Origin of the sequence: Mesorhizobium sp. INR15, assembly GCF_015500075.1 — a bacterium.
Lineage (GTDB): Bacteria > Pseudomonadota > Alphaproteobacteria > Rhizobiales > Rhizobiaceae > Mesorhizobium.
The window spans coordinates 3,965,949-3,990,259 of record NZ_CP045496.1 but is presented as its reverse complement, the minus strand read 5'-3'; the positions used below and the strand labels follow the sequence as shown (position 1 = coordinate 3,990,259).

The following is a 24,311-nucleotide window of genomic DNA, read 5'->3' as shown; positions in this document are numbered from 1 at the left end:
TCCAGCAAGAGTAAGGCTGGCGCGAGCGGTTGACGCCGCGCCAGCCCAGGAGTTGGCGACTACGGGTAGATTTTCTTCGGATTGTCGCCGATCTTGAACGTGGTAGGATCCGTGTTCACGTATTCGTACACGCCCAGATGAAACTGCGCGCATTCGCCATCGGCATCGCATTTCATGCGGCCCGAAATGCCGTCGGTATCCGTTGCGAAGATCGCGTCGCGCAGCGCCTGCTTGCCGATATACGTCGTGCCCTCGTCGTCGGTCTTTGCGACCTTTTCAATGGCCTTGAAGGCGATTGCCGCCGCGTCGTAGGCCATTGCGTGCCAGCCGGAGATCGGCGGCTCGCCGTAGGCGGTCTTGTACTTCTCGACAAAGTCGGGATAGCCCTTGCCCATCGCCTCTGGCGAGATATCGGGATAGGTGATCTTCATCCCGAGCACAGCGTCGCCGGCAGCGGTGATGATATCTCCGGTCATGAGCGAGCCGCCCCCGATCAGCTGGGTCTTTTCCAGACCGGTCGTTGTCTTCGCCTGGCGTGCGATCTGCCCTGCGGCGGCGACGAAGATAGGCATGTAGATGACATCCGGCTTTTCCGCCGCGATGCGTGTCAACAGCGGATGCATGTCGACGTCGGTCGGCTGGATGGCCTCTTGCGACAGCACGGTTCCACCAAGAGCAGTGAACGTCTTGACGAACTCCGCGACGAGCTGCGACGCATAGGGGCTGCCGTCGTGAATTGTCACGACCTTCTTCGCCTTCATCACGCTGAAGATGTAGTTGCCGTCGCCCTTGCCCTGGTCCGCATCGCTGAATGCGGTCCGAGCAAACCCGTGGAAGCCAGCGCTGCGGCCAGCGGCCGTCAGCGACGGAGCCGTGCTGGAGGTGCCGATATCCACGATCCCCGCTTTCCACAATATTGGAGCGGCGGGTGTTGCCTCGCTGGAGCAGGAAGGACCAATCACCACCACCGTGTTGGGATTTGATGCAAGCTTGGTGGCGGCGAGCTGTCCGCCTTCGGCGCTGCACTGGCTGTCCTGTGCGTCGAGCACGATCGGGTGACCAACGAGGGTCTTTTTCCAATCCTCGATCGCCAGTTCAACACCGCGCTTTTGATCCACACCGAGCCCGGCATCCGGTCCCGATAGCACCCAGTACCCGCCAATCTCGAGAGGCGCGCCTTTTGGAAGAACCAGGACCCCGAGCGGGTCGGTTACGGGTGGGACGGTTTCAGCAAAACCCGGTCCCGTCAGAACGAAAGCCCCAATCGCCATCAAGGCACCCGCGGCAGTCAATCTATGTTTCATTGCGTTCTCCTCTTATCTTGCTGTTATTATTTGTTTTATTCTCAGCCCAATTCGCGCGGGGCCGACGTCGCGCACGGGCAACAACCGACTGACAATGCCGCCGGCTCAGTCGCCCGGCATTCGGGAAGGGACTATGCGGAGATCAGCCAGTCGTTTGCGCAAACCTCGACAAGGGTAACCCTGTCAGGCATCTCCAGAAGGAACTCCGGGTCCCTCTCCAAATGACGAGTGCGCGTGAGATCGTCACCGGACCACACGCGAATGGAGTCGAGCGTCGGCCAGAACGACGTCACTGTGAACTCGCCCGCCTCCTCCGTGATCTTACGAAACATCTGAACGCCGAGATTGCCTTCCATGCGCTCGATCTTCAGCACGCCGAACTCATACAGATACCGCGTGTAGGCCTCGAAATCGGCGGGCCGCGTACGGCCGCGCCAGATGCGGGCAAAGATGGGCTTGGCCTCTCCCGCCGACGCGTAGAGCTCGACTTTGCCGGCGGCGGATTTCTTCGTCAGGTCCACTTGCAATCAAACCTCCTGGAACAGCGTCCCGCTCGAGAGGCGGGATCTGAGATGTTTCAAACTTCTCGTTGAAACGTTTGTATGATACAAATGTTTGATTTACTGTCAAGCACGGATCAAACACGATGCGGTCGACAACCATGATCGATTCGCGATCAACAGACGGATCGACCAGCGAAAGGCCTCTCGAAATGCCTCGAAAGTCAGGCGCCAAGGACCACATCATCCCTACTTCCGCTACAGATGAGGAAACTGATACGCGAGAGAGAATTCTTCATGCGGCGCGTCGACTTTTCGCCGAAAAGGGGTTCGATGGCGCAACGCTGCGGGAGATCACCGAAGCGGCGCGCGCCAATCTCGCGGCGGTGAACTACTACTTCCGGTCGAAGGATGAGCTGATCCGAAGCACGCTTGAATCCGCGCTTAAACCGATCATCGCCGCGCGCCTTGCGGCGCTCCTGGCCTGCGAGCGCGCCCACCCAGACAAGCTGCCGCCTCTGGAAAGCCTCGCTGACGCCCTCGTGCGGCCGATGGCTGAGCTCAGTTCAGGCGAAAACCGGGATCGCCTGCTGCTCTTGCTGCAGGTCAGGACGATCGCCCAGGCCGCCACCAACAGCGTCGTTGTGGACTATTTCCGCCCGTTGCACGAACGCTTCATAGATCTGCTGCAGAAGGTCTTGCCGCACCTGTCTCGCGCCGAGCTTGCACTGCGCTACGATTGTGCACGTGGCGCGACGCTGCAGATTCTCGTCGACCTGGCGCCGGCCGCACAGCTCGTCGTATCGCCGCAGGAGCGCGCCACGACCATAGACCGGCACGAGTGGCTGATTGCGGCGCTGGTGCAATTCGTGAGCGCGGGTATGCGGGCTCCCACCACGTCGGCGCCGAAGCCTGGCAAGCGGAAAAAGGCCTCCGTCGCCTGACGCCCAAAGACCCCAGCCAAATCGAAGAAGCCTCTCTAGACGGAGGCTTGTTCATACGAGTGATTCATACTATCGTTTCAATCATTCGTTTCATATTTGGACTGGCACCCATGAATTACCCCGAGATCAAGCTGCTTGTCGGATCAAGTCAGATCGGCCACGACGAGCGCGCCGGCAGGGCAATCCTGAACCCGGCGACCGAGGAGCAGATCGGTGTCTTGCCGATCGCCGAGGAGGCAGACCTCGAACACGCGATCGCTGCTGCAAAGTCGGCCTTTCCGGCATGGCGCGACACGACGCCATGGCAACGCGGGGCGGTGCTTCATCAAGCGGCGAGACAGGTCCGTCTGCGGACCGACGAGATCGCGCACGCCCTTGTCATGGAAAATGGCAAGCCTCTCGCGGAAGCCAGGGGGGAAGTCTCGGTCGCGGCTGACACGCTCGAATGGTTTGCTGAAGAAGCACGCCGGATCTACGGGCGCGCCTTCGCTGGCCGCGCTTCGGAAAGCCGGTTCGTCACCAGCCGTGAGCCTCTGGGCGTCGTCGCGCTTTTCGCGCCATGGAATTTCCCGGTGGTCACGCTCGTTCGAAAATTGGCGCCGGCCCTGGCCGCGGGCTGCGCTGTCATCGCCAAGCCGGCCGAGGAAACGCCCGCTGCCCCTTCCCTGCTGGCTGGCTGCATTTTGGCCGCGGGCCTGCCTCCGGGGGTTTTGAACCTGGTTCTCGGCGACCCTGCGCGGATTTCGAAACACCTCATTCAGTCGCCGGATGTCGCCAAGATCTCCTTCACGGGTTCGACCGCGGTTGGGCGCACCCTGGCCAGCCTTGCCGGAGAAAATCTGAAACGGATGACGATGGAACTGGGTGGGCATGGCGCAGCCATTATCTGCGGGGATGTCGACCCCATTCGAGCGGCGGACATGGCGGCAGCCGCGAAGTTCCGCAATGCCGGCCAGGTCTGCAACGCGGCTAGCCGATTCATCGTCGATCGGCGCATATTCGAACCGTTCGCGGAGCGGTTTGCCGCGCGGGCCTCGGCGCTCAGACTTGCCGATGGGTTCGACCCGGCTGTCGAGATGGGACCGCTGACCAATCATCGAAGGGTCGAGGCAATGGAAATGCTGACCCAGGACGCCATCGCGGGAGGCGGAACTCTGTTGGCTGGAGGGCGGCGTCTTGACCGGCCAGGCTTCTTCTTTGCCCCAACCGTCATCACCGAAGTTCCTCACACGGCACGCGTCATGATCGAGGAACCGTTTGGCCCCATCGCGCCGATTGTCGCTTTTGACCAGGTCGACCAAGCCCTGGATTTGGCCAACTCGTCCGCATACGGCTTGGCGGCTTACGCGATGACCAATGACCTGGCGACCGCGCGAAAACTCACACGCGGCATGCAAGCTGGCGTCATAGGCCTGAATTCATTTTCCGTCGCTTTCCCGGAGGCGCCCTTCGGTGGCGTCAAGAACAGCGGCTGGGGCGTGGAGGGCGGCAGCGAAGGCATCGATGCCTATCTCACGACGAAATTCGTACACGAAGCATGACGCGAATTTACCTGAAGCGACGCCCCCAACCCTGGGCCGGCGACCTGATCGGCATCCTGACACTGGAGGCCTCGATCCCTTATGTCGTGGGGAATGTGAGCAATGCGGGGACTTACGACTTCCCCGTGCGGTACAAGACAATCGGCGGCGCGAGCATCGACCGGCTGTTGAACCAGTCGGATCAAGGCCTGCTGCAACCGGTTCTCGCAGCGGCGAAAGAACTCGAGCAAGAGGGCGTCCGCGCCATCACGGGAGCATGCGGCTTCATGGCCTTGTTCCAGCGCGAGGTTTCAAATGCGCTGAGCATTCCCGTGTTCCTGTCCAGCCTGCTGCAAGTGCCGCTTCTCCATGCCACAACAGGTCGTCCGGTTGGGATCATAACCGCGAACAGCAAGCGCCTGCACCGGGCTCATCTCGAAGCCTGCGGAATTGCATCCGACTTGCCTGTCGTCATACGAGGAATGCAGGACGAGCCGGAATTTCGCAGCGCGATACTGGAGGAGTCCGGGTCGCTCGATTCCGCCGTGATCGAGGCCGAGACTGTCTCGGTCGCCAAGAGGCTGATTGCCGATCATCCGGCCATAGGTGCGATACTGCTGGAATGCAGTGACCTGCCGCCCTACTCGAAAGCGATCCAGGCCGCCACCGACCGTCCGGTCTTCGACTACAATACGATGATTGGCTGGATGGTGAATGGCGTTCGCAGCCGGGGCTATTCCTAAGGATCTCATCCTTTCTGGAAGCCGATCTCCTTGCCGAGCACTCCACCAAGTCGCGTCGAGAACAGCCGGTGCCTCACGCGAAATCGGATCATCAGCACATGAAAGACTTTCAGTTGTCTGCGGTATGAGATGCCGTCACCTTCTCAGCACCCCATCTTCTGCCTGCCCCTGACGCAGGCGGACCGAGCAGCTGATTTGCAGCGATCGTAGCACCGCGCATGCCGCACCGAGATTTGAACCAGGATGACGATCTGGCCGACTTCAGCCATCGCGAGATCAGCGCTCTTGGCCAGCCAAAAACCGTGTATGTCAGCGGCAGTGGACCCGCTGTCGTCATCATGGCGGAGATGCCTGGAATAAGCCCTCACGTCGCCCGTTTCGCCCGATGGGTGCGAGATGCGGGGTTCACGGTCTACATGCCTTCCTTGTTCGGCCGTGATGGCGCGGTGCCGAGTGCCGACGAGGGCGCGGCGGTCTTTCGACGAACATGCACAAGCATGGAATTCAGAGCCCTCGGAGGCGGTGCCGCCAGCCCGGTGACCAGTTGGCTGCGAGCCTTGGCAAGGATTGCGCTGGACGAGTGCGGCGGCAGCGGCGTCGGCGCTATTGGAATGTGCTTCACCGGCAATTTTGCCCTGAGCATGATGCTCGATCAGGCAACGATCGCACCGGTTCTTTGCCAGCCCTCGCTGCCGCTCGACAATCCGGCGGGAATTGAAATTTCCGCCGAGGAGATTTCAACGATCCGTCAGCGTCTGGACAGAGAGAATCTGGATGTTCTGGCCTATCGTTTCGAGGGCGATCATTTTTGCAAGGCCGAGCGGTTTGCCGCGTACCGCAAGGCGCTGGGCGAGCATTTCATCGAACGCGTCCTGCCAGACAGCGCGGCAGGGCAGGATGTGCCGCCGTTTTTTGAGAAGCACGTGCGTTCGCCTCACAGCGTCGTGACCGTGCACCTGATCGATGAGCAGGGACAACCGACCCTGGCCGCCCGCGATGAGATCATCGCGTTTCTCAAGGGCAAGCTGAAGACGAAATAGCCGCACGAACGCAACATGCAGCCGGATGAGAAGACGAAGTGCAGGAATATGGTTTCGTCACGCTGGATGTGTTCACCGATCGCCGTTTTGGCGGCAATCAGCTCGCGGTCTTTCCCGCGGCATCAGGGCTTTCTACCGAACAGATGCAGCAGCTGGCCGCTGAATTCAATCTGAGCGAGACGACACCGCACCATCGGTCAGGCGCGCTGTGCCGATGTCGAGCGCCATGGCGAGCATTCCCCACACCACGAGGGTCAGAGGAAATCGCGATGCGTCAGCCGCGTCCTCCGTCATATGATCAGCCATGGACGCCGGGTCATGCAGCATCTCCGTCAAGCAATCCCTGACCGCCATCCACGGGCGGCTCAAGCGAGTTTCCCTCACCCGGGGATAATCGCGCTCATTCCCCTATTGCCATGTGTTCTCGGAAACCACGTGTTCTGGGAAGTTCCTCGGCGCGAACCGCCAAGTGAGCGGTCCTCAACGAAAGGCGAAGAGAACTTGCTTGAAAAGCAAGCCACCGGACCTGGATATTCGATCCGGGATGTGGCGCACAGGCTTCAGGCAACGGCGCACGGCCAAGGCGATCATGAAGCAACAACAGAACGCCTGATCAATCGGAGGAGCGCCATGCCGTCTGAGCCCACGATGAGATTGCGGCCGGCCACGCGGGAAGATGCGGCGGCGATCAAGGATGTGGTCCGCATGGCTTACACAAAATGGATCCCGCTTATTGGACGAGAACCCCGTCCCATGGTGGTCGATTATGAGAAGGCCGTCCAGGAAAACGACTTCGACGTCGCGCATTCCGGTTCGAGACTGGTAGGGTTGATCGAGACGATCCTGCATGACGATCATCTTTGGATTGAAAATGTCGCCGTGAGGCCGGAAGACCAGGGCCGTGGCATTGGCCAGGAACTTTTACGTCATGCCGAAAACAGGGCTTTGTCGGCCGGGCGCCAGGAAATCCGCATGCTTACCAATGCCGCCTTCGACACGAACTTGCGCCTGTATGAAAAGGTCGGGTACGTCACCGACAGGCGTGAGCCCTCCATGGGTGGAATCACCGTCTACATGAGCAAGCAAATCGGCTAGCCCGCCAGGGCCGCGTCTTCGTTGTAGCGCCTGCTTACAAGGGCCGGCGAGGCGGCACTTGGGTTGCTTTTCCGTGCCTGAAGGAATCTATCCCCGGCAGCTGGGCGATCCGCTCGACAAACGTTTGCGAGGACAGGTTTCCGGCGACGCGATAGAGGATGCGTATATCGGAAAATCCGGAAGACCTGGCGCGAAGGGAGATAGCCTCGAGCACAAACCCCATTCGTTCCAATTGCCCAAGGATCCTGGGCAAGTGGTTGAGTGGATCGCGCGAGCGGAACTTGGTGAACTGCATGTCGTTGCCGGCTGCTGGGCGGACTTTGGGCTTCCTAGCCCGCTCAGTCTGACGGAACAGCAAGGGAGCCCTCGCCGAGGATGACTGTCAGGCCCCCGACCTCCATGTTCGACGGTTGGCCGGCACGCATTTCGGCAGATGCTTCGATGACGCTCGGCCGCCCCATCTTAACCCCTTGGTCGATGGTGATGGCCAGTTTCCCATCCCCAGAGGCCACATGCCCAGAGGCCACACGCTTTGCCAGCGAACCAACCAGGGCAGCAGCGGCCGCGCCGGTGGCCGGATCCTCATCAACCCCGAGAGCTGGAGCGAACATCCGCGCATAAAGGCGTTCGGCGGCGGGTTTGCCTGAGAACAAAAGAATGTTTGGCGACCAGAGGTCCTTTCGTTTCGCGTTCCAGGCATTTCGGTCAAGGACAGCACGGTCAACGGCTTCTCGCCCGCCAAGCTGCACGATGCAGATGGGCACGCCCGCGCTTGCAAACCATGCGGCGTCGATATCCGCTTCATCCAGTGTGAGCAGATCCGCCATGAGTGCATTCGCGGGCGTGGTGTCGGGAGATTCGATTGGACGATCGATCCTGAACCGGGCCGCTATGCGATCCCCGCGCAGCTCTACATCAACCTCGACGTCGCCGATTGCTTCTTCAAGCACGAACCTGCCCTCGCCCAATCCGCGCTGACAAAGTACGGCCGCGGTGCCTACGGTGGGATGCCCCGCAAATGGCAACTCAGCCTGTGGCGTGAATATCCTGACGTTCGCGGCGTTCCTCTTGTCTCTCGCAGGCAACACAAAGGTCGTCTCGGAGAGGTTCATCTGCTTTGCAATTGATTGCATTGCCTGATCCGACAGCCCTCTCGCGTCGGTGAAAACGGCAAGTTGATTTCCGCCGAAGTGCGTCTCCGCGAAGACATTCGCGATTACAAAATGGAAGGATTGCATGCCGCCCTCCCCGTCAGTTGGCGATCAGGTCCATTTCGACAGTGGCCCCTAGCGGCAACGCCGCGACCCCGATGCATGTCCTGGCCGGAAATGGCGCGCTGAAGTGGCGCGCGTAGATCTCATTGACCGCGCCGAAGTCGGAAATGTCGGTGAGATAAACGCCAACGCGCACGACGTCGGCCAGTGTTCTTCCTCCAGCCTCCAGAGCCACCTTGAGATTTGCAAAAATCTGCTCAGCCTGCGCTTTGACGTCCCCTGAAATCAATTTTCCCGTCCGGGGGTCCTGAGCGACCTGGCCGCTGAGGTAGATGGCGCTGGTGGCTTTCATGCCGGGTGAAAAAGGCCCGGCCACAGGGGGGAGCTTGTCAGATGTAATAGCTTGGCGCGTCATGGTTGTTCTCCAGGTTAAAGGGAAAGAATTGTAGCGCCGGTCGTCTTTCGATTCTCGAGATCGCGATGGGCTGCTTGCGCCTGCGCCAGTTCATAGCGCTGGCCGACGGAGACACGCAGCTTGCCGCTGTCGACCATTGCGAAAAGATCGGCGGCGGCGGTCTCGAGATCAGCGCGCGTCGCGGTGTAATTGAAGACCACTGCCCTGGTCAGGAAGAGCGATCCTCTCTGCGCCAGCTGCGAAACTTCAACGGCAGGCACCGGCCCTGACGAGGCCCCGCTCACCACCATCAGGCCATGCGGTTGCAGGCAGTCGAGCGATCCAAGAAACGTGTCTTTTCCCACGGAATCAAAGACGACAGGCAGTTTCTTTCCATCGGTGATCTCTCGCACCCGGGTGACGAAGTTCTCCCGCGTGTAAATGACGGGGTGGTCGCAACCATGCTCCCTGGCAATCGCCGCCTTGTCCTCGCTCGAAACGGTTCCAATGACGGTTGCGCCAAGCGCCTTGGCCCATTGCGTCATGACCAGCCCAAGGCCACCGGCGGCGGCATGGATCAGGATCGTATCCCCCGGCTTCACCTTGTACACCTGCCGCAGGAGCACCTGGGCGGTCAGGCCCTTGAGCGTGATCGCCGCGGCAAGCTCGTCAGGCAGGTCCTTTGGCAGACGGATCAGCCGGTCGGCCTTTATGATACGGGCCTCGCTGTAACTTCCGAGCGCGCCTGCGTAGCTGACCCGATCACCTACGCTCAGGGATCCGACGTCCGGCCCGATCGCTTCGATCACACCAGCTGCTTCCATGCCTGGAATGAGAGGCAGGGGCGCCGAATAGAGGCCGCTGCGATAGTAGACGTCGATATAATTGACCCCGATCGCAGTGTGGCGCAGCCTCACCTCACCGGGCCCAGGTGAGCCGATATCGACCTCCTGCAGCTTCAAGACTTCAGCGCCGCCTACGGCATCAATCTGAATGGCTCGAACCATTGGATCGCCTCCTGACCTGAGCTTCGTGGCAGCGGAACCAAGCCCGCCAAGCGCACACAGAGCGTTCATTTCGACACAGCAGCACCGCCCCGGCGTCAGCCCGCCAGCAAGCTCACCACTGCCTGAGGCGCGGTACTATCACCAGCATTGCCAGCAAGGAAAAGAATGTTAAGAATGCTCAGGATTACGAAACGTGATGGTACTTATGATCAACGTGCTCGACCTTGCGCTGGTTCGTACATTCGTGGCGGTGGCTGAACATGCCGGGATGACGGCTGCCGGAAACGCATTGCATTTGACCCAAAGTGCCGTCAGCCAACAGATCAAGCGCCTGGAAGAGTCCCTGGGAACGCCGCTTTTCATCCGCGACCGCCGGGGCTTGCGGCTAACCCGAACCGGCGAGCGTTTCCGCAGCCGAGCCATCCCCCTGCTCGCCCTGAATGACGAGACTATTTCCGAAATGTCAGCGACAGGCCCATCCGGCCGCGTCCGTGTGGGCGTCCCGCTCGACCTTGTCGGGAATGCGTTTTCGGCGATTCTGAAGACCTATGTGGAAGCGCACCCCCAGGTCGAGGTATCGCTGCTGTCCGGCTCATCAACAGACCTGAAGAAGCTTGCTCTTGGCGGCGGGATCGACCTGGCTATCGTCGAGGAACCGTCTTCCTTGTCAGGCAGCAATTGCCTGGGCGTCGAAAGGCTGGTTTGGGCCGGCGCGAAGCAAGGGCGGGCCTATCGCAAGAAGCCGCTTCCCGTCTCGATGGTGTCGGAGACCTGTGCATTCCGTCCAGTGGTCATCGAAGCGCTCGACAAGGCGCGACGAGATTGGCGCACGGTATTCGAGAACGTCAGCATGGAAGCAACCGCGGCGACAACCCGCGCCGACCTGGCGGTATCGGTATGGCTTGAGATATATGCTCCCGCTGACCTCGAGATTCTGGGACCCGAATGCGGGGTGCCCCGACTGCCGTCATTCGCAATAAATCTCTACGGACCGGCACAGAACGCCAGCCCGGCAGTGCGCTCTTTCGAATCCCATCTGCGCGATGGCTTCATGAGGGAACGGCGCAAACTGTAAGTTGGCACCCTATACGCATTTGCTAGACGCTCGATCTGTTTCCGAGATGGCTCGCGGCCCCCTCGCTCGAAATCATTCAGACTGGCGTGATATTGATCAAGGCGCTCTGATCCGTCCACGGTTGAAGGGCAATGGCCATTCAGCGGCCAAGGCCACGGATCACGGCGGATCGGTGTTGCAGCTGCCTGCAAGCTGGCCGACAGCCTCGCCGAAACCTGCAAGGTCGAAATCCGCCTCGCCGCGCCCCGACAACAGCCCGAACCGCCAGGAGAGCAACAGCCGGTTCGCGGGAACAAGGCGGCTGATGCCATCGGCGCCATCGCGGACCAGCGACCTGCCGCGCGGACCGACCGACCAGCTTTCGTCGAATTTTTCATGCCGGTCGAGTGTCACCGTCATGGTGATCTTGCGGCTGGAGGAGACGGCATCGTTCAGCTGAAGCCATTCGGTCCAGCGAGGTTCGCTGTTCGGCCGGCAGGCAATGGTCAGCACCGGGCTGTAGCTGAGCGCTCCGCCGCCCGTGATCAGCTTGTTGGTGGCGTAGAGCGATGCCGTGACAAGACCGTCCTCGCTTGTCTGGAACCGCCAATTGTCCAGAACCTCACCGGCCTGGGCGACGCCGCAGACCGAGACAAGAACCAACGCCAGTGCCGCGGCCTGTCCCATTTCAACGAAGAGCTTCAACGACCCCTCCAACAGCCCAAGCGGCTGAGACAGAGCGCAGATAATAGTCAAAGCTTCGTGGCGCCACCTTGGCCAATCGCGAACAAATTCGCTGTTGCAGTTTGGCAACGAAAAAGGCCGCCTCAAGGGCGGCCTTTCCGATTGAATTGAACGCTTGTTTTATTCGGCGTCCTTGGCGGCTTTCTTCTTCGGAGCGGCCTTTTTCTTGGGCTCTTCCGCGTCGTCGGCCTTCTTCTCGTCGGACTTCTTGGCAGCGGCCTTCTTCGCTGGCTTGGCCTTGGTGGCGGTCTCGTCCTCCTCGTCGTCGGCCATGAGCTCTTCCTTGCTCACCTTGACGTCGGTGACGGAGATCTGGCCGAGCAGATGGTCGACAACCTTCTCCTCGAACATCGGCGCGCGCAGCGTGTTCAGCGCTTCGGGATTGCTGCGATAGAACTCGAACACTTCCTGCTGCTGGTTGGCCGGGTAGCGGCGAACCTGCTCGAACAGACCGCGCTGCAGCTCCTCATCCGACACGGTGACGCCGGCCTTCTCGCCGATTTCAGCCAGGACCAGGCCAAGGCGCACGCGGCGCTCGGCGAGACGCAGGTATTCGGCGCGTGCTTCTTCTTCCGTCGTCTCTTCGTCGGCGAAGGTGCGGCCGGCGGCTTCCAGGTCGCGATTGACCTGCGACCAGATGTTGTTGAACTCGGCATCGACAAGCTTCGACGGGGCTTCGAACGAATAGGCGCCATCGAGTTGGTCGAGCAGCTGGCGCTTCACCTTCTGGCGCGTCATGGCGCCGAACTGGTTCTCGATCTGGCCGCGCACCACGTCACGCAGGCGCTCCAGCGACTCAAGGCCAAGATTCTTGGCGGTCTCGTCGTTGATTTCCAGCTCGCCGGGCTTCGACACTTCCTTGACGGTGACGTCGAAGGTCGCTTCCTTGCCGGCAAGATGCGCCGCCTGGTAGTTTTCCGGGAAGGTCACGGTAACCTGCTTTTCGTCACCGGCCTTGGCGCCGACCAGCTGATCCTCGAAGCCGGGGATGAACTCCTTGGAGCCCAGCACCAGCGGCTGATCGGTGCCGGCGCCGCCATTGAAGGCCTCGCCATCGATCTTGCCGAGGTAATCGATCGTCACGCGGTCGCCACTGGCGGCCTTGCCGGTCTTCGGCTCATAGCTGCGCGCCGATTCGGCAACGCGCTGGACCTGTTCGTCGATCTCGGCATCCGGCACGTCGAACACCTGACGCGTCACCTTGATGTCGGAGAAATCCTTGATCTCGATCGCCGGGATGATCTCGTAGTTCAGGCGGAATTCGAAGTCGGCGCCGCCGGCCAGGATCTTCTCGGCTTCCTTCTCGTCCTCGGTCATGATGACTTCGGGCTGCATGGCGGCCTTTTCGCCACGGCCGGAAATGATCGAGCGGGTCGAATCGTTGAGGATCTCGTTGACCACTTCCGCCATGAACGACTTGCCATAGACCTTGCGCAGGTGCTGCACCGGCACCTTGCCGGGACGGAAGCCGTTGATGCGGACCTTGTTCCTGGCGTCCGAAAGCCTAGCCATCAGCTTGGCTTCCATGTCACCCGCCGGCACGGTGATCTTGATCTCGCGCTTGAGACCGGAGTTGAGCGTTTCGGTGACCTGCATCGTAAAACCTTTGTTTTCACCAATGAGACTGCCAAACGGCTTCTGCCGTTTACAGCCTGCCGGTATATTCTTGCCGGGAATGGCTTTTGGTACGGAACCTGGCGATTTGACCGAAAATACGGCTCAAATTCTCCCAAACTGCGTTCCAAAATGTGAATAAGTTCTTGTTTTTCCTACTTCTTATCACATTTTGCAGAAGCGGATCGTCGCGTCCCGTCACATTTGACACGCCTTTTGTCACAGGCGAGGCTAATTTTCAACCGTCTTCGCGTTTAGGCGAATAACGTCATTTTGGACCTGACATTGACAGAATGATGGCTACATGGGATTGCCGGGCGACGCGGGTATGGCGGAATTGGTAGACGCACCAGATTTAGGTTCTGGCGAGCAATCGTGGGGGTTCGAGTCCCTCTACCCGCACCAAAACGCACCCTGAAATGCCCGGAGACACTGGTTTCTTGCGGTGCATGGGTTGAACGATGGTACAAAGATCGGTACAAAGACCCCTTCAAACGGGGATTGCCGATGACCACACCACACCTCAAGCGCTCACCATCTGGGGCCTATCACTACCGCTTCGTCGTGCCCGAGGCCTTTCGGGACTTCGTTGGACGGCGGGAGATCAAGAAGGCTCTTGGAAAGGACCCAGCGGAAGCCATGCGGCTCTATGCCAGGGTACACCGGGAGACCGAACTGCTCCTCAAGAATGCGAAGACCCAAGCGCCGCCGGGCGATAGAGCCTTGGTCCTCAGAAGAATGCGGCAGATGGGATTTTCTCCGCAAGACATTGAGATCGTTTCGGGGCACCGGGTTGAACCCGCGTCCTATCTGGACGAAGGCCTGAGCATCTTTCAGGACGAACTGATACGCGAATACGAAGACGCTGAGGAACGCGGTAAGAGCCCTGCGCTTTCCCTTGAGGCCATCCGAGCAATCGGTCAGAAGCGTCTTCCCAAGGAAACCTATACCGTCGCCTCTGCCTTGGACGACTATCTCAGCGCGAAGTCGACTGGAGTTCACGCGCGTGACCTCGCCCTGACCAATCGCGTCAACAAGGTGAAAGAGCGCCTCATTTCCGTGATTGGCAAACATGAGATCACCAAACGTCCGCTTGAGAAATTGACCCGCGCGGAGGCGCTATCATTCCGCGACCACCTTGCCGGGGAAATGGCACCTGCATCGGTCAAGCGAACAATCGAGATCGTGAGCCCTGCCATCAACAACCTGATACAGGAACACACCCTCGACGTCCGCAACCCCTTCGCGCAGTTAAAGATCAAGGGTGCTGCAAACAGTCGGGATGCTCGCCTCCCCTTGCATGAAGAAGACATGATCAAGCTCGCCCCTGTCATGGAAAAAGGGGACGCATCACTGGTGGCGATTTGGATTGCACTCAGGGATACCGGCGCTCGCCTTGGAGAAGTCTGCAACCTCAGGAGAATGGATGTCGATGAGGACGCGGAATGCATTCGCATTCGCCCGTATGGTGACCACACACTCAAGACCAAAAACTCAGCGCGTAACGTCCCTTTGTCGCCGACTGCGTTGAGCTACCTTAAGTCCTTGGCTGATGGCCTTGCTCCTGAGGACACATTGTTTGGCCGTTACGCGGGTCCCCGGAAGTCCGAAACAGCATCAGCCGCGCTTATGAAGCGCCTCCGGACCGTGGTCACCGAGAAGAAGAAGACAATCCACAGCTTGCGTCATCGTATGAAAGACCTCCTGCGTAACACCAGTTGCCCTGAGAGTTTGGCTCAGGAGATCATGGGACATTCCGCGCAGACCGTTGCCGACAATTATGGCGAAGGGCCTGCGCTCAGGATGAAACGCGAGGCTCTGGAAAAGGCGTGGTAATTACGGCCCCATCTGGAGAGAGGTAAGGCCATATGAGCGCCTGCTAATCTAAATACAGCTTCATATGGTACATAGAGAACGCGCCTCAATATCTAAAACCCGCTCATATGGTACATAGCGAACGGCCTTGCCTGCGTTTCCTCGCACGTCCTCCCCTCTGTCCGTTGTTTTTGTCCCGGTGGTGCGCTCTGTATCGCCGGGGTACCTCGTCTATATCTTGCGTTCAACAACGCATTCGACACAACATCTAGGCCCCTATGACCTATCCGGCCGAACTCACCACCACCATCGACGCCATGCGTTCCGCCCCACAGGGCACCTCACTTGCCTCGACCTTCCCAACCGGCCACAACTGGCACCACAGCCGCAACGCACCGCTGACCGTCCGCTACACCCGGACAGCCCGCAAGCTGGCCCACTGCGGGGCCATGGCTCCCGAGGGATGCTCCTCGAAGGACATCCAGCGAGCCCGCGACAATCACCGGCTTAACGTCGAGGGTCTTAAGGCGGTCCTCGGAACCGTGTGGTCCTTCCGGCTCCTCGGGTGGCTCCCATCGGACACCAACTATCTGGAGTACGACCAGATTGCCGAGATCGTGGCCAATGGCACCATCCGCCCGGATGACACCCAAGACCTGATGCCCGAATGGTTCACTCGCCGACACTCGGTCGATGAACTCAAGGCCCTTCGGGACGGCAAGGCCGCATAGCGTTTCCTTGAGTCGTGGACGCGCTTTCCAGCGCCACCACGTCCTCCCGCCTTCCTATACCCACCAGAACCTAAAGCCGCTCCTGCGTCCCCCATGACGCAAGGAGGCCCTATCCCATCCAGTAAAGGATTTTCGATGAGCAGACTTATCGAAGCTACCGAGGCCCTTGCGATCATCCGCGCGGCTCTCAACGAACACGGCCCAACGCCGCCAACTTCGGCCGCCAATCTCAGCCTCGACCGGAAAGAGATTTCCATGATGGCTGCTATCTTCCAGCCCCGCGACCGAGACCGGATGTATGTTGCCGACAAGCGGCACATTGCGGCACTCGCGGACGCCATCGGGAAGAATGCGAACAAGCCTCGCTACCTCGACCGCATCGTTGTCTGGTGGGGCGGTGACCGCTGGTATGTGATCGACGGCCACCATCGTCTTGACGCCTACGCCACACGCGCCGTTCGTGAGGCCATCCCCTGCCACGCTTTCTCAGGCACCCTTGACGATGCCATGGCTTTCTCAGGTCTGGCCAATTCCAAGGACCGTCTGCCTATGAGCAAGACCGACAAACTGAATTATGCGTGGCGTCTCGAACTGCTTACTGATCTGTCCAAGGTGAAGATTGCCCAGGCATCGTCTTGCGCCACGCGCACTGTGGCAAACATGCGAACCGTTAAAGCCGCACTTCTGTCCAACCCTGAGAATTCCATCGCTGACCTGTTGGAACAAGGCTGGAAACGTTGTGACGCCATGGCGCGAGGGGTCACGTTTGACACCTCGAATTACGACCATGAAGCAGAGGTCTCAAGACGAGCCGCTATCTACAGGGATCGGCTCTACAAGGCCCTCGGCAACAAACCACATACGGACCCCGAGGCTTTCGCCTTGGCCTTGCTTCGCTCAGATGAACAGTTACCATCATCACTCATGCAAACCGCCGCGTGGCGTGACGCCTTCCACGATGTGGTGATCGCATTGCGGGATGAGCAGGTCGCCGAGGTCTCATCGGTCGCTGCCGCGTATCTCGACGGCGCGGCGAAGCACGACGACTACTAAACCGCTCAGGGTATGCATTTGCACCAGTTATGGAATGCACACCTTGAGGCACCGTGTGCATCTTCCCAGCACCGAACTTTGTCAGAACGTTCCGACAATCTCGCCACCCGAGTTTCCCTCGGCGTGGCTCTTTCTATCCAACCAAAGGACATCGCCATGTGCGACTTAGCCTTCGCCCTGTCTCTCGCAGCCGGGGCCGCAAGTGCTGCCGGTGAGGCAGCGACCGCGAGCAAGAAACAACAGGTTGCTCTCTCCAACTACCAGCTTGACCAAGCCGTCAATGAACGCGAGTTCATCGTGAAAACCAACGCCACCAACAAGGACGCCTATCAGGCCACCCTCGAAGGGGACCGCGCGAAGTCCCTCGCGGTGGCCTCAGGTTCCGGCATGACCGGCAGCACCGCAGGCCTTCGCGTGGCCGAACAGTCCCGCCAGACCGCATTGTCCATCGCGAACGCCAAGGACCAGCGAGACGGTGCCGCAGCGAACTACGTGCTGACTGGCAAGTCCCAGCAGATGCAAACCCAGAATGCCATCAACAGCATCCGGCCCAACCCGATGACATCGTTCATGGACGTTGCGACATCCGGTCTCAAGAACTACGGCGCTTTCAAGTAACCCCAAAGGAAACCCTATGGCCTATCCCACCACGCGGGGGCTCCCGCGCGACTGGCGTGTGGGCATCCACTCTGCCGACCACGGCTACCAGTTGCGTTGCCGCCAAGTCCTCAACGAAACGAAATCCTGCGATTGCCCTGGCTGTGCCCGCAATCGTTCCGGGGTCTCCCGCTACTGCGGACCTCACCGGGACGCTGCGAGTTCTCGCGGTGACCCCTTGGCCCGCCTCCCGGCTCGAAACGAACTGGCCATCTTCAAGAAGGCCATCGGCATCTTCATGCAGGTGGACCCGAAGTTTGCCGCGCGTGTGGCGTTCGACCTCAGGCACCTTGAGCGGCGCATGACCCTCCCGCAGTCCTTCTGCCTCGGTGTCGGTGACCTACACCCGAAGCTACCCCAGATCGCCAAGGCCAAGGGTCTCCTCGCCAACTGGCAGCACAAGGAACAGCGGTCCTATACCGAGGCAGTCATCCACACCGTGGCCTTGATCGGATGGATGCAGGTCTATTTCCATTCCGGCCCCGCAGGGGGCCTTTGGGATAACCGGGAGCGGTTCCTTGAGACCCGCGCGGGAGCCCTCATGGGCGACTTCCGCAAGACCATCGGCTTGTCCACGCTCGTCAAGAAGGCCTCAGGGGCCACCCACAGACGCCTTGGCCGCGACCTCGTCCGCCATGCCCAACACATCTACGGCAAGGCCTTCTGGTCCTCAGCCGTCTCCACCAACGCGCCGAACGGCGCTGACGATGGTCAGCCCATGTCCATCCTCGACTACACCAAGCGAGCCCTCAAGGCCGCTGCCCTGCTCTAGCTGCTCCGCAGCATTTAAGGAAACCACCCTATGTCTTACTCCTCCGATGACGGCATGATGCGTATGCCCAACCCTATCGACAGCCATTCCGGCTGGACCGATCGTTCCGACAATCCCGGCTATGCCAGCGGCTCCGCTCCCGGCCCCGCCCCCGAGGGCAAGGTCTTCATCCCCGGCATGAACACCTACGTCGACCGCGACATTGCCGAAGAGCTTGGCCTCATGGGGCCTCAGGGCAACTCCAATATCCCGGCGAGCAACCCCGCCGCCTTCGATCCCCGCGCGGTCCCTGCCGGTGATGATCCTCTTGAAAGCATCGACTTTGAAGAACTGTCCGATGCAGACCTTGAGGCGCTCCAGCAGGAGCTTGAGATCGAGACCGACCATGAGCCCGGCCCCTCGGAAACCTTCGACGACATCGCCGACTGTTTCGACCCAGCCGACTTCAACGATGGTCTCGACGCGATGGTTGCCACTGGCGACGTCGACGACACCTTGAGGCGTCTTTCCGATGCCACCGGCATGGACCCGGCCACGGCCTCCGTACTGATCGAAACGACAGTGATGGAAACGGCTCCGGTTGCCTCCGAGCATATCGGTGGGGATCGCTGGGACGCTCTGGTCTACGCCGCTTCCCGTACCGATGACCCGTTCGCCCGGCGCATCGTGACCGACATGGTTGCGGGCAATCTGCATCCATCCAAGCTGGCAGGGGCCTATGACCTCTGGTTCCAGTCGCTTCCCGACGTTGACGGCTGACCGATGCTGAACATCACCGTTGCCCTTTACGTCGCATCGCTATGCGGCCTCTGCCTCTACTCATTCATCTAAGAAGGATCACCATCAACATGTCCAAGAAACCAATGACCCGCGAGGAACTCCTCGCCCAACTCGAAACCCTCGACAACTCCACCGAGGTCGCCAAGCTCACCGCAACCGTCTCTCGCCTGACCGGGGAGAACGCCTCGCTACTGTCTCAGCGCAGCGAACTTGAGAGGCAGCTAAAGAGTGAACGGGACGCCCTGCAAGCGATCCGTGACGCCCTCGGCAAGGTTGAGGTTAGCAACCGCACGTTTGGTGCTAATCGCCCAGGCTACGCGGAAACAAACGAAGCCGCTGCACGGTCCAGCCGTATGGCCATGGCATCGGTCCAGCACGGCATTAAGAACGGCACCCATGATCCCTCAACGGGCCTGCCCTTTACCGCCGACACCAAGCCGCAGCGCGTGTTGACCGCAGGGGCCCCCAAGGTAACCAATGCCGAACTCGCATCCTTCTTCCCGTCCCTCAGCGGCCCTGAGGTAGACGTGACGGTCACCGCCGACACCATGCTGGACAGCGAGCTTGGCGAGCTTAAGTCCGCCTTGGACATTGCGAGCGGCAGCTAAAGCCTATCGAAGTTTCCTGCGCTTCCTCCCATCCCGCTTTCGTATGTCACATTCGGTCTGATGGGATCAGGGAGGGGACGCGGGTTGCCTCGGGTGCCCATGCGTTTTCGTTACGGTCTACGCATGGGCACCGGGAGGCTCAGTGCCTCCGGCACGTTGGAGCTTTAGGCACCCAACGTCGCACCCGTCATCTGAATGAATGCGTCTTCCGTGAAGACCTGAAAGTCGTCGGTGCCCTTGAGCGCGTTGTCCCAGCCGAACTCGCAGGCATCCCAGTGGGACCATGCGGCGGTCTGGAGGTGCCCAAGGTGTTGCCCGGCATTGTCGGTGAACATGATCAGGTAGGTTGTCATCGGCTTTTGTCCTCATGGCGTCATTGCCGATGCCCATGTTTCACATGCTTCGGTGATAATGAAGTCAGGTAGTGCAGTCTCTGCAGCATCAGTGGTAATCTTTTATCCGTAGGCCACGGAAGTTCATTATTCCGGTATGTCCCGTAGCAGTTTGCCTTCTTCATTCGCAGCCAGCCGGAAGTGCCTCCGCACCTCTTGCGGGGTTGCCTGATCCGCCAACGCTGCTGAGCAGACCTTGACCGCGAGTTCCCACTTGGGACCCCGCTTGGTCCACTTGAGGAGTTCGGCAAATGCGCCCTCGACGTTGTTGCAGTCGTATCGCTGCCCCAGTCCCGAGCGCACGGCAACCGGAGGTGAAAACCAGCGTAGGCTCATTGGGTTTCTTGGGCCTTCCTGTCTGACCGGTCACAGGCGTTCAAGAGGTCAACCAGAACGTCCGCCTCCTCAACACCCATCCCCAACGCCGTAGCGCCATCAAACATTGCTGGAAGGCCGGTAACCTTGTCGAACACCGTCCACGTTCCGTCCGGTTCTGTTCTCACATCGTACGGTTGCTTCGCCAAGGGTCGCTCCTCTGAAAAATCTATAGCACACCGGACAAAATTTGTGAAAAATCTGTTTCGGTATTCATGTACATGGATGGGCCTCAATCCCCCCGTGGCCCCCTGCGGTGAAGCGTGACGCCGCACCTATACCCGGAGATTTTCGGTACATAAAACAGTCCACATCAGTACATGGCGCGACGTCGAAATCCTTACTGCACAAGGCCTCCAGAGACCCCAAGAGTCCCTCTACCCGCACCAATTATTCAATTTGTCCGTGCCTACGCATCGAACACTTGGCGGTTGAACCACCCGGCCAGTTTGGCCAACTCGGGCCCCAGCACGCGATCGTCGCCAACCGGCGGCATGATATCCCTGATTTCCGCGACAAACGACTGCAGCGCCGGCGGGGCCTCGCGCCCGGTGACATGCAGTGCCTGAGAGGCAATCATGGCCAGCATCGCCAATGCGGCATCGACGCAGCGGCCGGCGATCGCTTCCTTCGTCCAGGCGAAGAATGCTGTGGTGGCGACATCATCCTGGCCGGCGCCGGCCGACTCCGTGCCTGGAATGAAGGTTCGCTGCGCGGCAAGTTTTGCCTGCTCGAGATAGCCGGTTATCGCCATCGGCACGTAACCCACATTGCCGTGACCGTCGCTGTCGGCCCAGTGCCGCCCGGTCATCAGGAGATCGGGCAGCAGCGACACCTTGCCGTTCAGCAATTTCGAACCGTGGCGGTCGCAGAGCAGGCAGATGTCGGCCCAAATCGCGGCCAGATCATCCAAGGCAGGCGTCGCCATGGCATTGTGATAGCCGCCGGTCGAGATGCAGCGCCCGAACGGGTTTGCGGCATCGGGCGGAATATAGACCGGGTTGTCCGATATCGATGCCAGCGACACGGTTGCTGCCCGCTCCGCCGCAGCCAACGCGCGATGCATTTGGCCTAGCACGCGCGGCACGATGCGGTAGCTGACCGGCGCCTGATAGTTGCGCCGTCCGTCGCCGGCGCCAACCAGAAACTCTCGCAGGCCGCGCAGCGCCGCTGCTTCATGTTCGTCGCCCCACAGCGTGTCGAGCGCTGCATCATAATGCTCAAGCGGCGCGCGAAACGCCTCGATAGACAGGGCGAACACCTTTTGCACCAGCCGGACACGCCGGCGCGCGGCAAGCGCTGCGTCGGCCACGAGTGCCGCCGCGCAGGGCGAGCCGTTGATCAGCGATCCGCGTTCCTTGACCTCCAGGTCGAAGCGCGTCGTCAGGTCGGCAAACAGCGGATAGAGCGCGAGGATCTCGCCTGCCCCACCCTGGCCCGAAGCCGCCACAGCCGGCATGGGTCCGCCATCCAGCATCGCGGCGACGGCAAGCGCGATGCGCGGCGTGGTCGCGGCATTGCCTTCGATGAAGTTCGTCAACCGGGCAAGAACGATCGCCCTGACGACGCGGTCGGGCAAGGGATCACCGAACGAGGTGGCGGCGGCGAATGCCTTGATACGTGCATGGCGGTCGCGCTCGTCAAGTTCGAGCTTGCGGCTCGCAAGTTCTCCCATGGCGGTGGTGACGCCATAGATGACCGGTGGCGGATCGGATTCGATCAGCTGCAGGAATGAAGCTCGGCATTCGGCGATGCGCCGCAAGGCTTTCTCGCCAATCTCCACCGTATCCTTCTGCCAGGCGACGCGGAAAACGCTGTCGAGATTGATGTCGTCACGCGTCGTCAGGAGAATGGGCATGCTTCACACCACGGCAAGTACGAACATTAATAGAGCGGCTCTTGAAACAGCGTCTTGTCGCCGTCCACCAGCGCCTTGATTTGCGCCGTCCCATCGCCGGCGATGGCAAGGCGGATGCCGAATGGCCGTATCCGCATGTCGTTCTGGATCGCCATCCCTTCGCCTTCCGGCAGATAGAACCGCTCGATGCCATAGTCCGGTGCGATCGTGTTGCCTTCGCTGAGATCCCAGCCCGCGGCGACGTGCCCAACGATATCGGCTTCATCGGCGGCGGCCGCTCCCGGTGCCTTGCCGAACCAGGCGGCTGTCGAGGTCCAGTAGCCGTCAGCGCCCTTCTTCAGCCTGACGACAACAGATGTATCGTCTGTCGACAGTTTTCCGGCCGGGATGTTGGCGATGAGCTTCACCGGAATCCGCGAGATCTCGTAGCCAAGCACGATGTAGTCGCCGCGCAGCAGGTCGCGTGGATCGATCGGCTCGACTTTCAAAAGCACTTCCGTGCCATTGCGCAGGATTGCTGCCCGGCCAGCGATGATCCAGCTGAGGAAACCGATCTGAACGAGCGCCAGCAGCAGCGCCGAGATAACAAGTCTCTTCCCGGTCATCATGCTGCCGCTCCCTGGACACTTGGCCCCTTCATGCGCGTTTCAACGCGGATGATGATGAGTGCGAGGATGCCGAGCAACACCGCCGCCGCGAGAAAGAAGCCGGCCGTGTCGAGCATCGATTGCAAGGTCACCACATAGATAATGGCAAGTTCGAAGGCGAAGCCGGCATAGGCCAGCCAGCGCAGCCCTCGGCTTTCCCGCCCCGCCAGCACGATGGCTGCGACAACACCGGCCAACGCCACGACCGAGGCCAAGGTAAACCCGCTGTTGTAGATGCTTTGATCCGCCAGTTCGAACTGGATGATCGCCAGGCCGGTGAGGAAGCCGAGCAGTGCGTGCAAGGGCAAGCGGCCGCCAAGCTGCACGATCCTGTCCACGGGTTCAGGAGCAAAAACAGATATGGCAAACAGCAAGGCAGACACGGCAACCAGCGGAATGGCCACCTGCAATGCGGCGTGATCCGAGGCAAACAGCACAAGATAGAAGAGCAATGACAGGATGATCAGATGCCGCGCGGCCTGGCTTCGGGTCCAGAACGAGACGACAAACAGAACGATCGCCATGACAACGAAGAGATGCGGAAACTCACTGCGGCTCGAATAGTCGAACCCTTTGAAGAACAGCCAGGCATCCGCAATGCCGACCGAGGCGACTGTCAACGGGTTCGAGCGCAATGCCACCGCCGCCAATGCGGTGCCCGCTCCCCAGGTGACCAAGGCCGAGGCTTCATCACCCGACAAGTGATACATCTGGCCGATCAGCGCGATCGACCCGCCGAATGCTGCAGCGGCAACAATCCACAGCGCCTCGCCGATCGCCTCGTGGTCACGCATCTTCAGCACCGCGCCGCCGACATAGCCGCCCAGGATAAGCGCAAACAGCGCGACCACACGCGCCAGCCTTGGTATAGCGTCCCAGTTGGCGGCAACGAAAATCAGGATAGCCGCGCCAAACAGCAACGCAGCCAGCATCGCCAGGACAGAACCGAAGCTCAGCGATTTGCGCTTATTGGCCACGACATCCCGCGCCAGCGAATCGCCGGTCGCCGCATCGATCAGGCCTGCTTGCACCCATCGCGCAATGTCCGACCTCACGCGTGTCGAATAGCTCGCCATGCTTCTCCCCTCGCCGATCGGTAATTCAGCCGGCGCCGCCAAACCGTTGACGCAGCGGCATTTTCCGATTCGGGCTTCTTTGTGTCGGCCGCGTGAACGCTCGTTAATGCTGCATTGCACAATTTGCATTGCTGCCATGCAACCATAGCGCTTTTAAATCGATATGAGCCCGCCTATTTATAGTTCGTACACAAACGGAATGATCCGCAACAAAGACGAAATGAGAACTACCATGAACCTGATCCGCAACTACCGCAACTGGCGCCGCTACCGGGACACCGTTTCCGAGCTGAGCCGCCTGAGCAACCGTGAACTGACCGACCTCGGCATCAGCCGCAGCGACATTCCTTACGTCGCTCGCAAGGCGGTCTAAT

General features: G+C 60.3%; 27 protein-coding genes, 1 tRNA gene and 1 pseudogene. 16 read left to right on the top strand and 13 right to left on the bottom strand.

What is annotated here, in order from left to right; translation table 11 throughout:
- Positions 1-59 precede the first annotated feature (59 nt).
- Both GA829_RS19435 and GA829_RS19430 read right to left on the bottom strand, forming a co-directional pair.
- Positions 60-1,304 carry a branched-chain amino acid ABC transporter substrate-binding protein gene (locus GA829_RS19435; protein WP_195174308.1) on the bottom strand — a complete coding sequence of 415 codons (1,245 nt, stop codon included), beginning with the start codon at positions 1,302-1,304 and terminating at the stop codon, positions 60-62.
- Between the two features lie 131 nt (positions 1,305-1,435).
- Positions 1,436-1,825, bottom strand: coding sequence for an antibiotic biosynthesis monooxygenase family protein (locus tag GA829_RS19430; protein WP_195174307.1), 390 nt, complete (start codon positions 1,823-1,825; stop codon positions 1,436-1,438).
- A 140-nt stretch (positions 1,826-1,965) separates the two neighbouring features.
- Between GA829_RS19430 and GA829_RS19425 the strand changes: the two genes are divergently transcribed.
- From GA829_RS19425 to GA829_RS36730, 5 genes and pseudogenes are all read left to right on the top strand, one after another.
- On the top strand, positions 1,966-2,748 hold the full coding sequence (locus GA829_RS19425) for a TetR/AcrR family transcriptional regulator (RefSeq protein WP_258051787.1): 783 nt from the start codon (positions 1,966-1,968) through the stop codon (positions 2,746-2,748).
- A gap of 110 nt (positions 2,749-2,858) precedes the next feature.
- Positions 2,859-4,289, top strand: a complete 1,431-nt coding sequence (locus GA829_RS19420) for an NAD-dependent succinate-semialdehyde dehydrogenase (RefSeq protein WP_195174306.1) — start codon at positions 2,859-2,861, stop codon at positions 4,287-4,289.
- Positions 4,286-5,011: an aspartate/glutamate racemase family protein gene (locus GA829_RS19415; protein WP_195174305.1), complete on the top strand. Its 726-nt coding sequence runs from the start codon at positions 4,286-4,288 to the stop codon at positions 5,009-5,011. The genes GA829_RS19420 and GA829_RS19415 overlap by 4 nt, the downstream gene beginning before the upstream one ends.
- Before the next feature lie 218 nt (positions 5,012-5,229).
- Positions 5,230-6,051 carry a dienelactone hydrolase family protein gene (locus GA829_RS19410; protein ID WP_195174304.1) on the top strand — a complete coding sequence of 274 codons (822 nt, stop codon included), beginning with the start codon at positions 5,230-5,232 and terminating at the stop codon, positions 6,049-6,051.
- Positions 6,052-6,089: 38 nt separating this feature from the next.
- Positions 6,090-6,236: pseudogene (locus GA829_RS36730) on the top strand (PhzF family phenazine biosynthesis protein); the annotation flags it as partial.
- Here GA829_RS36730 and GA829_RS36725 read toward each other — a convergent pair.
- Positions 6,217-6,420 carry a hypothetical protein gene (locus tag GA829_RS36725; RefSeq protein ID WP_258052378.1) on the bottom strand — a complete coding sequence of 68 codons (204 nt, stop codon included), beginning with the start codon at positions 6,418-6,420 and terminating at the stop codon, positions 6,217-6,219. The pseudogene GA829_RS36730 and the gene GA829_RS36725 overlap by 20 nt on opposite strands.
- Before the next feature lie 132 nt (positions 6,421-6,552).
- On the opposite strand from GA829_RS36725, the gene GA829_RS19400 reads away from it, so the two are divergent.
- Complete coding sequence (locus GA829_RS19400; protein WP_258051786.1) at positions 6,553-7,146, top strand: GNAT family N-acetyltransferase; 594 nt, start codon at positions 6,553-6,555, stop codon at positions 7,144-7,146.
- 338 nt (positions 7,147-7,484) lie between these two features.
- On the opposite strand, the gene GA829_RS19395 is transcribed toward GA829_RS19400, so the two are convergent.
- From GA829_RS19395 to GA829_RS19385, 3 genes are read right to left on the bottom strand one after another with little or no spacing between them, the layout of a single operon-like run.
- Entirely contained in the window at positions 7,485-8,384 is a 900-nt protein-coding gene (locus tag GA829_RS19395; RefSeq protein ID WP_195174302.1) for a PhzF family phenazine biosynthesis protein, read from the bottom strand.
- Between the two features lie 13 nt (positions 8,385-8,397).
- A complete protein-coding gene (locus tag GA829_RS19390) occupies positions 8,398-8,775 on the bottom strand; it encodes a RidA family protein (RefSeq protein ID WP_195174301.1) in 378 nt (125 codons plus the stop codon).
- A 14-nt stretch (positions 8,776-8,789) separates the two neighbouring features.
- On the bottom strand, positions 8,790-9,761 hold the full coding sequence (locus tag GA829_RS19385; protein WP_195174300.1) for a quinone oxidoreductase family protein: 972 nt from the start codon (positions 9,759-9,761) through the stop codon (positions 8,790-8,792).
- A 205-nt stretch (positions 9,762-9,966) separates the two neighbouring features.
- Between GA829_RS19385 and GA829_RS19380 the strand changes: the two genes are divergently transcribed.
- A complete protein-coding gene (locus GA829_RS19380) occupies positions 9,967-10,836 on the top strand; it encodes a LysR family transcriptional regulator (RefSeq protein WP_195174299.1) in 870 nt (289 codons plus the stop codon).
- Between the two features lie 159 nt (positions 10,837-10,995).
- On the opposite strand, the gene GA829_RS19375 is transcribed toward GA829_RS19380, so the two are convergent.
- Positions 10,996-11,520 carry a hypothetical protein gene (locus tag GA829_RS19375; RefSeq protein ID WP_195174298.1) on the bottom strand — a complete coding sequence of 175 codons (525 nt, stop codon included), beginning with the start codon at positions 11,518-11,520 and terminating at the stop codon, positions 10,996-10,998.
- A gap of 159 nt (positions 11,521-11,679) precedes the next feature.
- Positions 11,680-13,155: a trigger factor gene (gene tig / locus GA829_RS19370; RefSeq protein WP_195174297.1), complete on the bottom strand. Its 1,476-nt coding sequence runs from the start codon at positions 13,153-13,155 to the stop codon at positions 11,680-11,682.
- Between the two features lie 340 nt (positions 13,156-13,495).
- Between tig and GA829_RS19365 the strand changes: the two genes are divergently transcribed.
- The 8 genes from GA829_RS19365 to GA829_RS19330 all read left to right on the top strand — a co-directional run bounded on the left by GA829_RS19365 (position 13,496) and on the right by GA829_RS19330 (position 19,589).
- A tRNA-Leu gene (locus GA829_RS19365) sits at positions 13,496-13,578 on the top strand.
- Between the two features lie 102 nt (positions 13,579-13,680).
- Positions 13,681-15,009 (top strand): tyrosine-type recombinase/integrase, encoded by a 1,329-nt coding sequence (locus GA829_RS19360; RefSeq protein WP_195174296.1) that lies wholly within the window; start codon positions 13,681-13,683, stop codon positions 15,007-15,009.
- A gap of 257 nt (positions 15,010-15,266) precedes the next feature.
- Entirely contained in the window at positions 15,267-15,719 is a 453-nt protein-coding gene (locus GA829_RS19355) for a hypothetical protein (protein WP_195174295.1), read from the top strand.
- A gap of 135 nt (positions 15,720-15,854) precedes the next feature.
- Positions 15,855-16,772, top strand: coding sequence for a ParB/Srx family N-terminal domain-containing protein (locus GA829_RS19350; RefSeq protein ID WP_195174294.1), 918 nt, complete (start codon positions 15,855-15,857; stop codon positions 16,770-16,772).
- Between the two features lie 156 nt (positions 16,773-16,928).
- Positions 16,929-17,390, top strand: a complete 462-nt coding sequence (locus GA829_RS19345; protein ID WP_195174293.1) for a hypothetical protein — start codon at positions 16,929-16,931, stop codon at positions 17,388-17,390.
- Positions 17,391-17,406: 16 nt separating this feature from the next.
- Positions 17,407-18,201: a hypothetical protein gene (locus GA829_RS19340; RefSeq protein WP_195174292.1), complete on the top strand. Its 795-nt coding sequence runs from the start codon at positions 17,407-17,409 to the stop codon at positions 18,199-18,201.
- Between the two features lie 30 nt (positions 18,202-18,231).
- Positions 18,232-18,960 (top strand): hypothetical protein, encoded by a 729-nt coding sequence (locus GA829_RS19335; protein WP_195174291.1) that lies wholly within the window; start codon positions 18,232-18,234, stop codon positions 18,958-18,960.
- A gap of 89 nt (positions 18,961-19,049) precedes the next feature.
- A complete protein-coding gene (locus GA829_RS19330; protein ID WP_195174290.1) occupies positions 19,050-19,589 on the top strand; it encodes a hypothetical protein in 540 nt (179 codons plus the stop codon).
- A gap of 164 nt (positions 19,590-19,753) precedes the next feature.
- Here GA829_RS19330 and GA829_RS19325 read toward each other — a convergent pair whose 3' ends face one another.
- The 5 genes from GA829_RS19325 to GA829_RS19305 all read right to left on the bottom strand — a co-directional run bounded on the left by GA829_RS19325 (position 19,754) and on the right by GA829_RS19305 (position 23,937).
- Complete coding sequence (locus GA829_RS19325) at positions 19,754-19,942, bottom strand: hypothetical protein (RefSeq protein WP_195174289.1); 189 nt, start codon at positions 19,940-19,942, stop codon at positions 19,754-19,756.
- Between the two features lie 126 nt (positions 19,943-20,068).
- Complete coding sequence (locus GA829_RS19320; protein ID WP_195174288.1) at positions 20,069-20,317, bottom strand: DUF982 domain-containing protein; 249 nt, start codon at positions 20,315-20,317, stop codon at positions 20,069-20,071.
- Positions 20,318-20,765: 448 nt separating this feature from the next.
- Positions 20,766-22,214 (bottom strand): aromatic amino acid lyase, encoded by a 1,449-nt coding sequence (locus GA829_RS19315; RefSeq protein ID WP_195174287.1) that lies wholly within the window; start codon positions 22,212-22,214, stop codon positions 20,766-20,768.
- 26 nt (positions 22,215-22,240) lie between these two features.
- Positions 22,241-22,822: a GDYXXLXY domain-containing protein gene (locus tag GA829_RS19310; RefSeq protein WP_195174286.1), complete on the bottom strand. Its 582-nt coding sequence runs from the start codon at positions 22,820-22,822 to the stop codon at positions 22,241-22,243.
- Entirely contained in the window at positions 22,819-23,937 is a 1,119-nt protein-coding gene (locus GA829_RS19305; RefSeq protein ID WP_195174285.1) for a DUF2157 domain-containing protein, read from the bottom strand. Before GA829_RS19305 ends, GA829_RS19310 begins: the two co-directional genes overlap by 4 nt.
- A gap of 232 nt (positions 23,938-24,169) precedes the next feature.
- On the opposite strand from GA829_RS19305, the gene GA829_RS19300 reads away from it, so the two are divergent.
- The gene (locus GA829_RS19300) at positions 24,170-24,310 is read left to right on the top strand and encodes a DUF1127 domain-containing protein (RefSeq protein WP_013531315.1); all 141 of its coding nucleotides are present in this window, start codon (positions 24,170-24,172) and stop codon (positions 24,308-24,310) included.
- Position 24,311 lies beyond the last annotated feature (1 nt).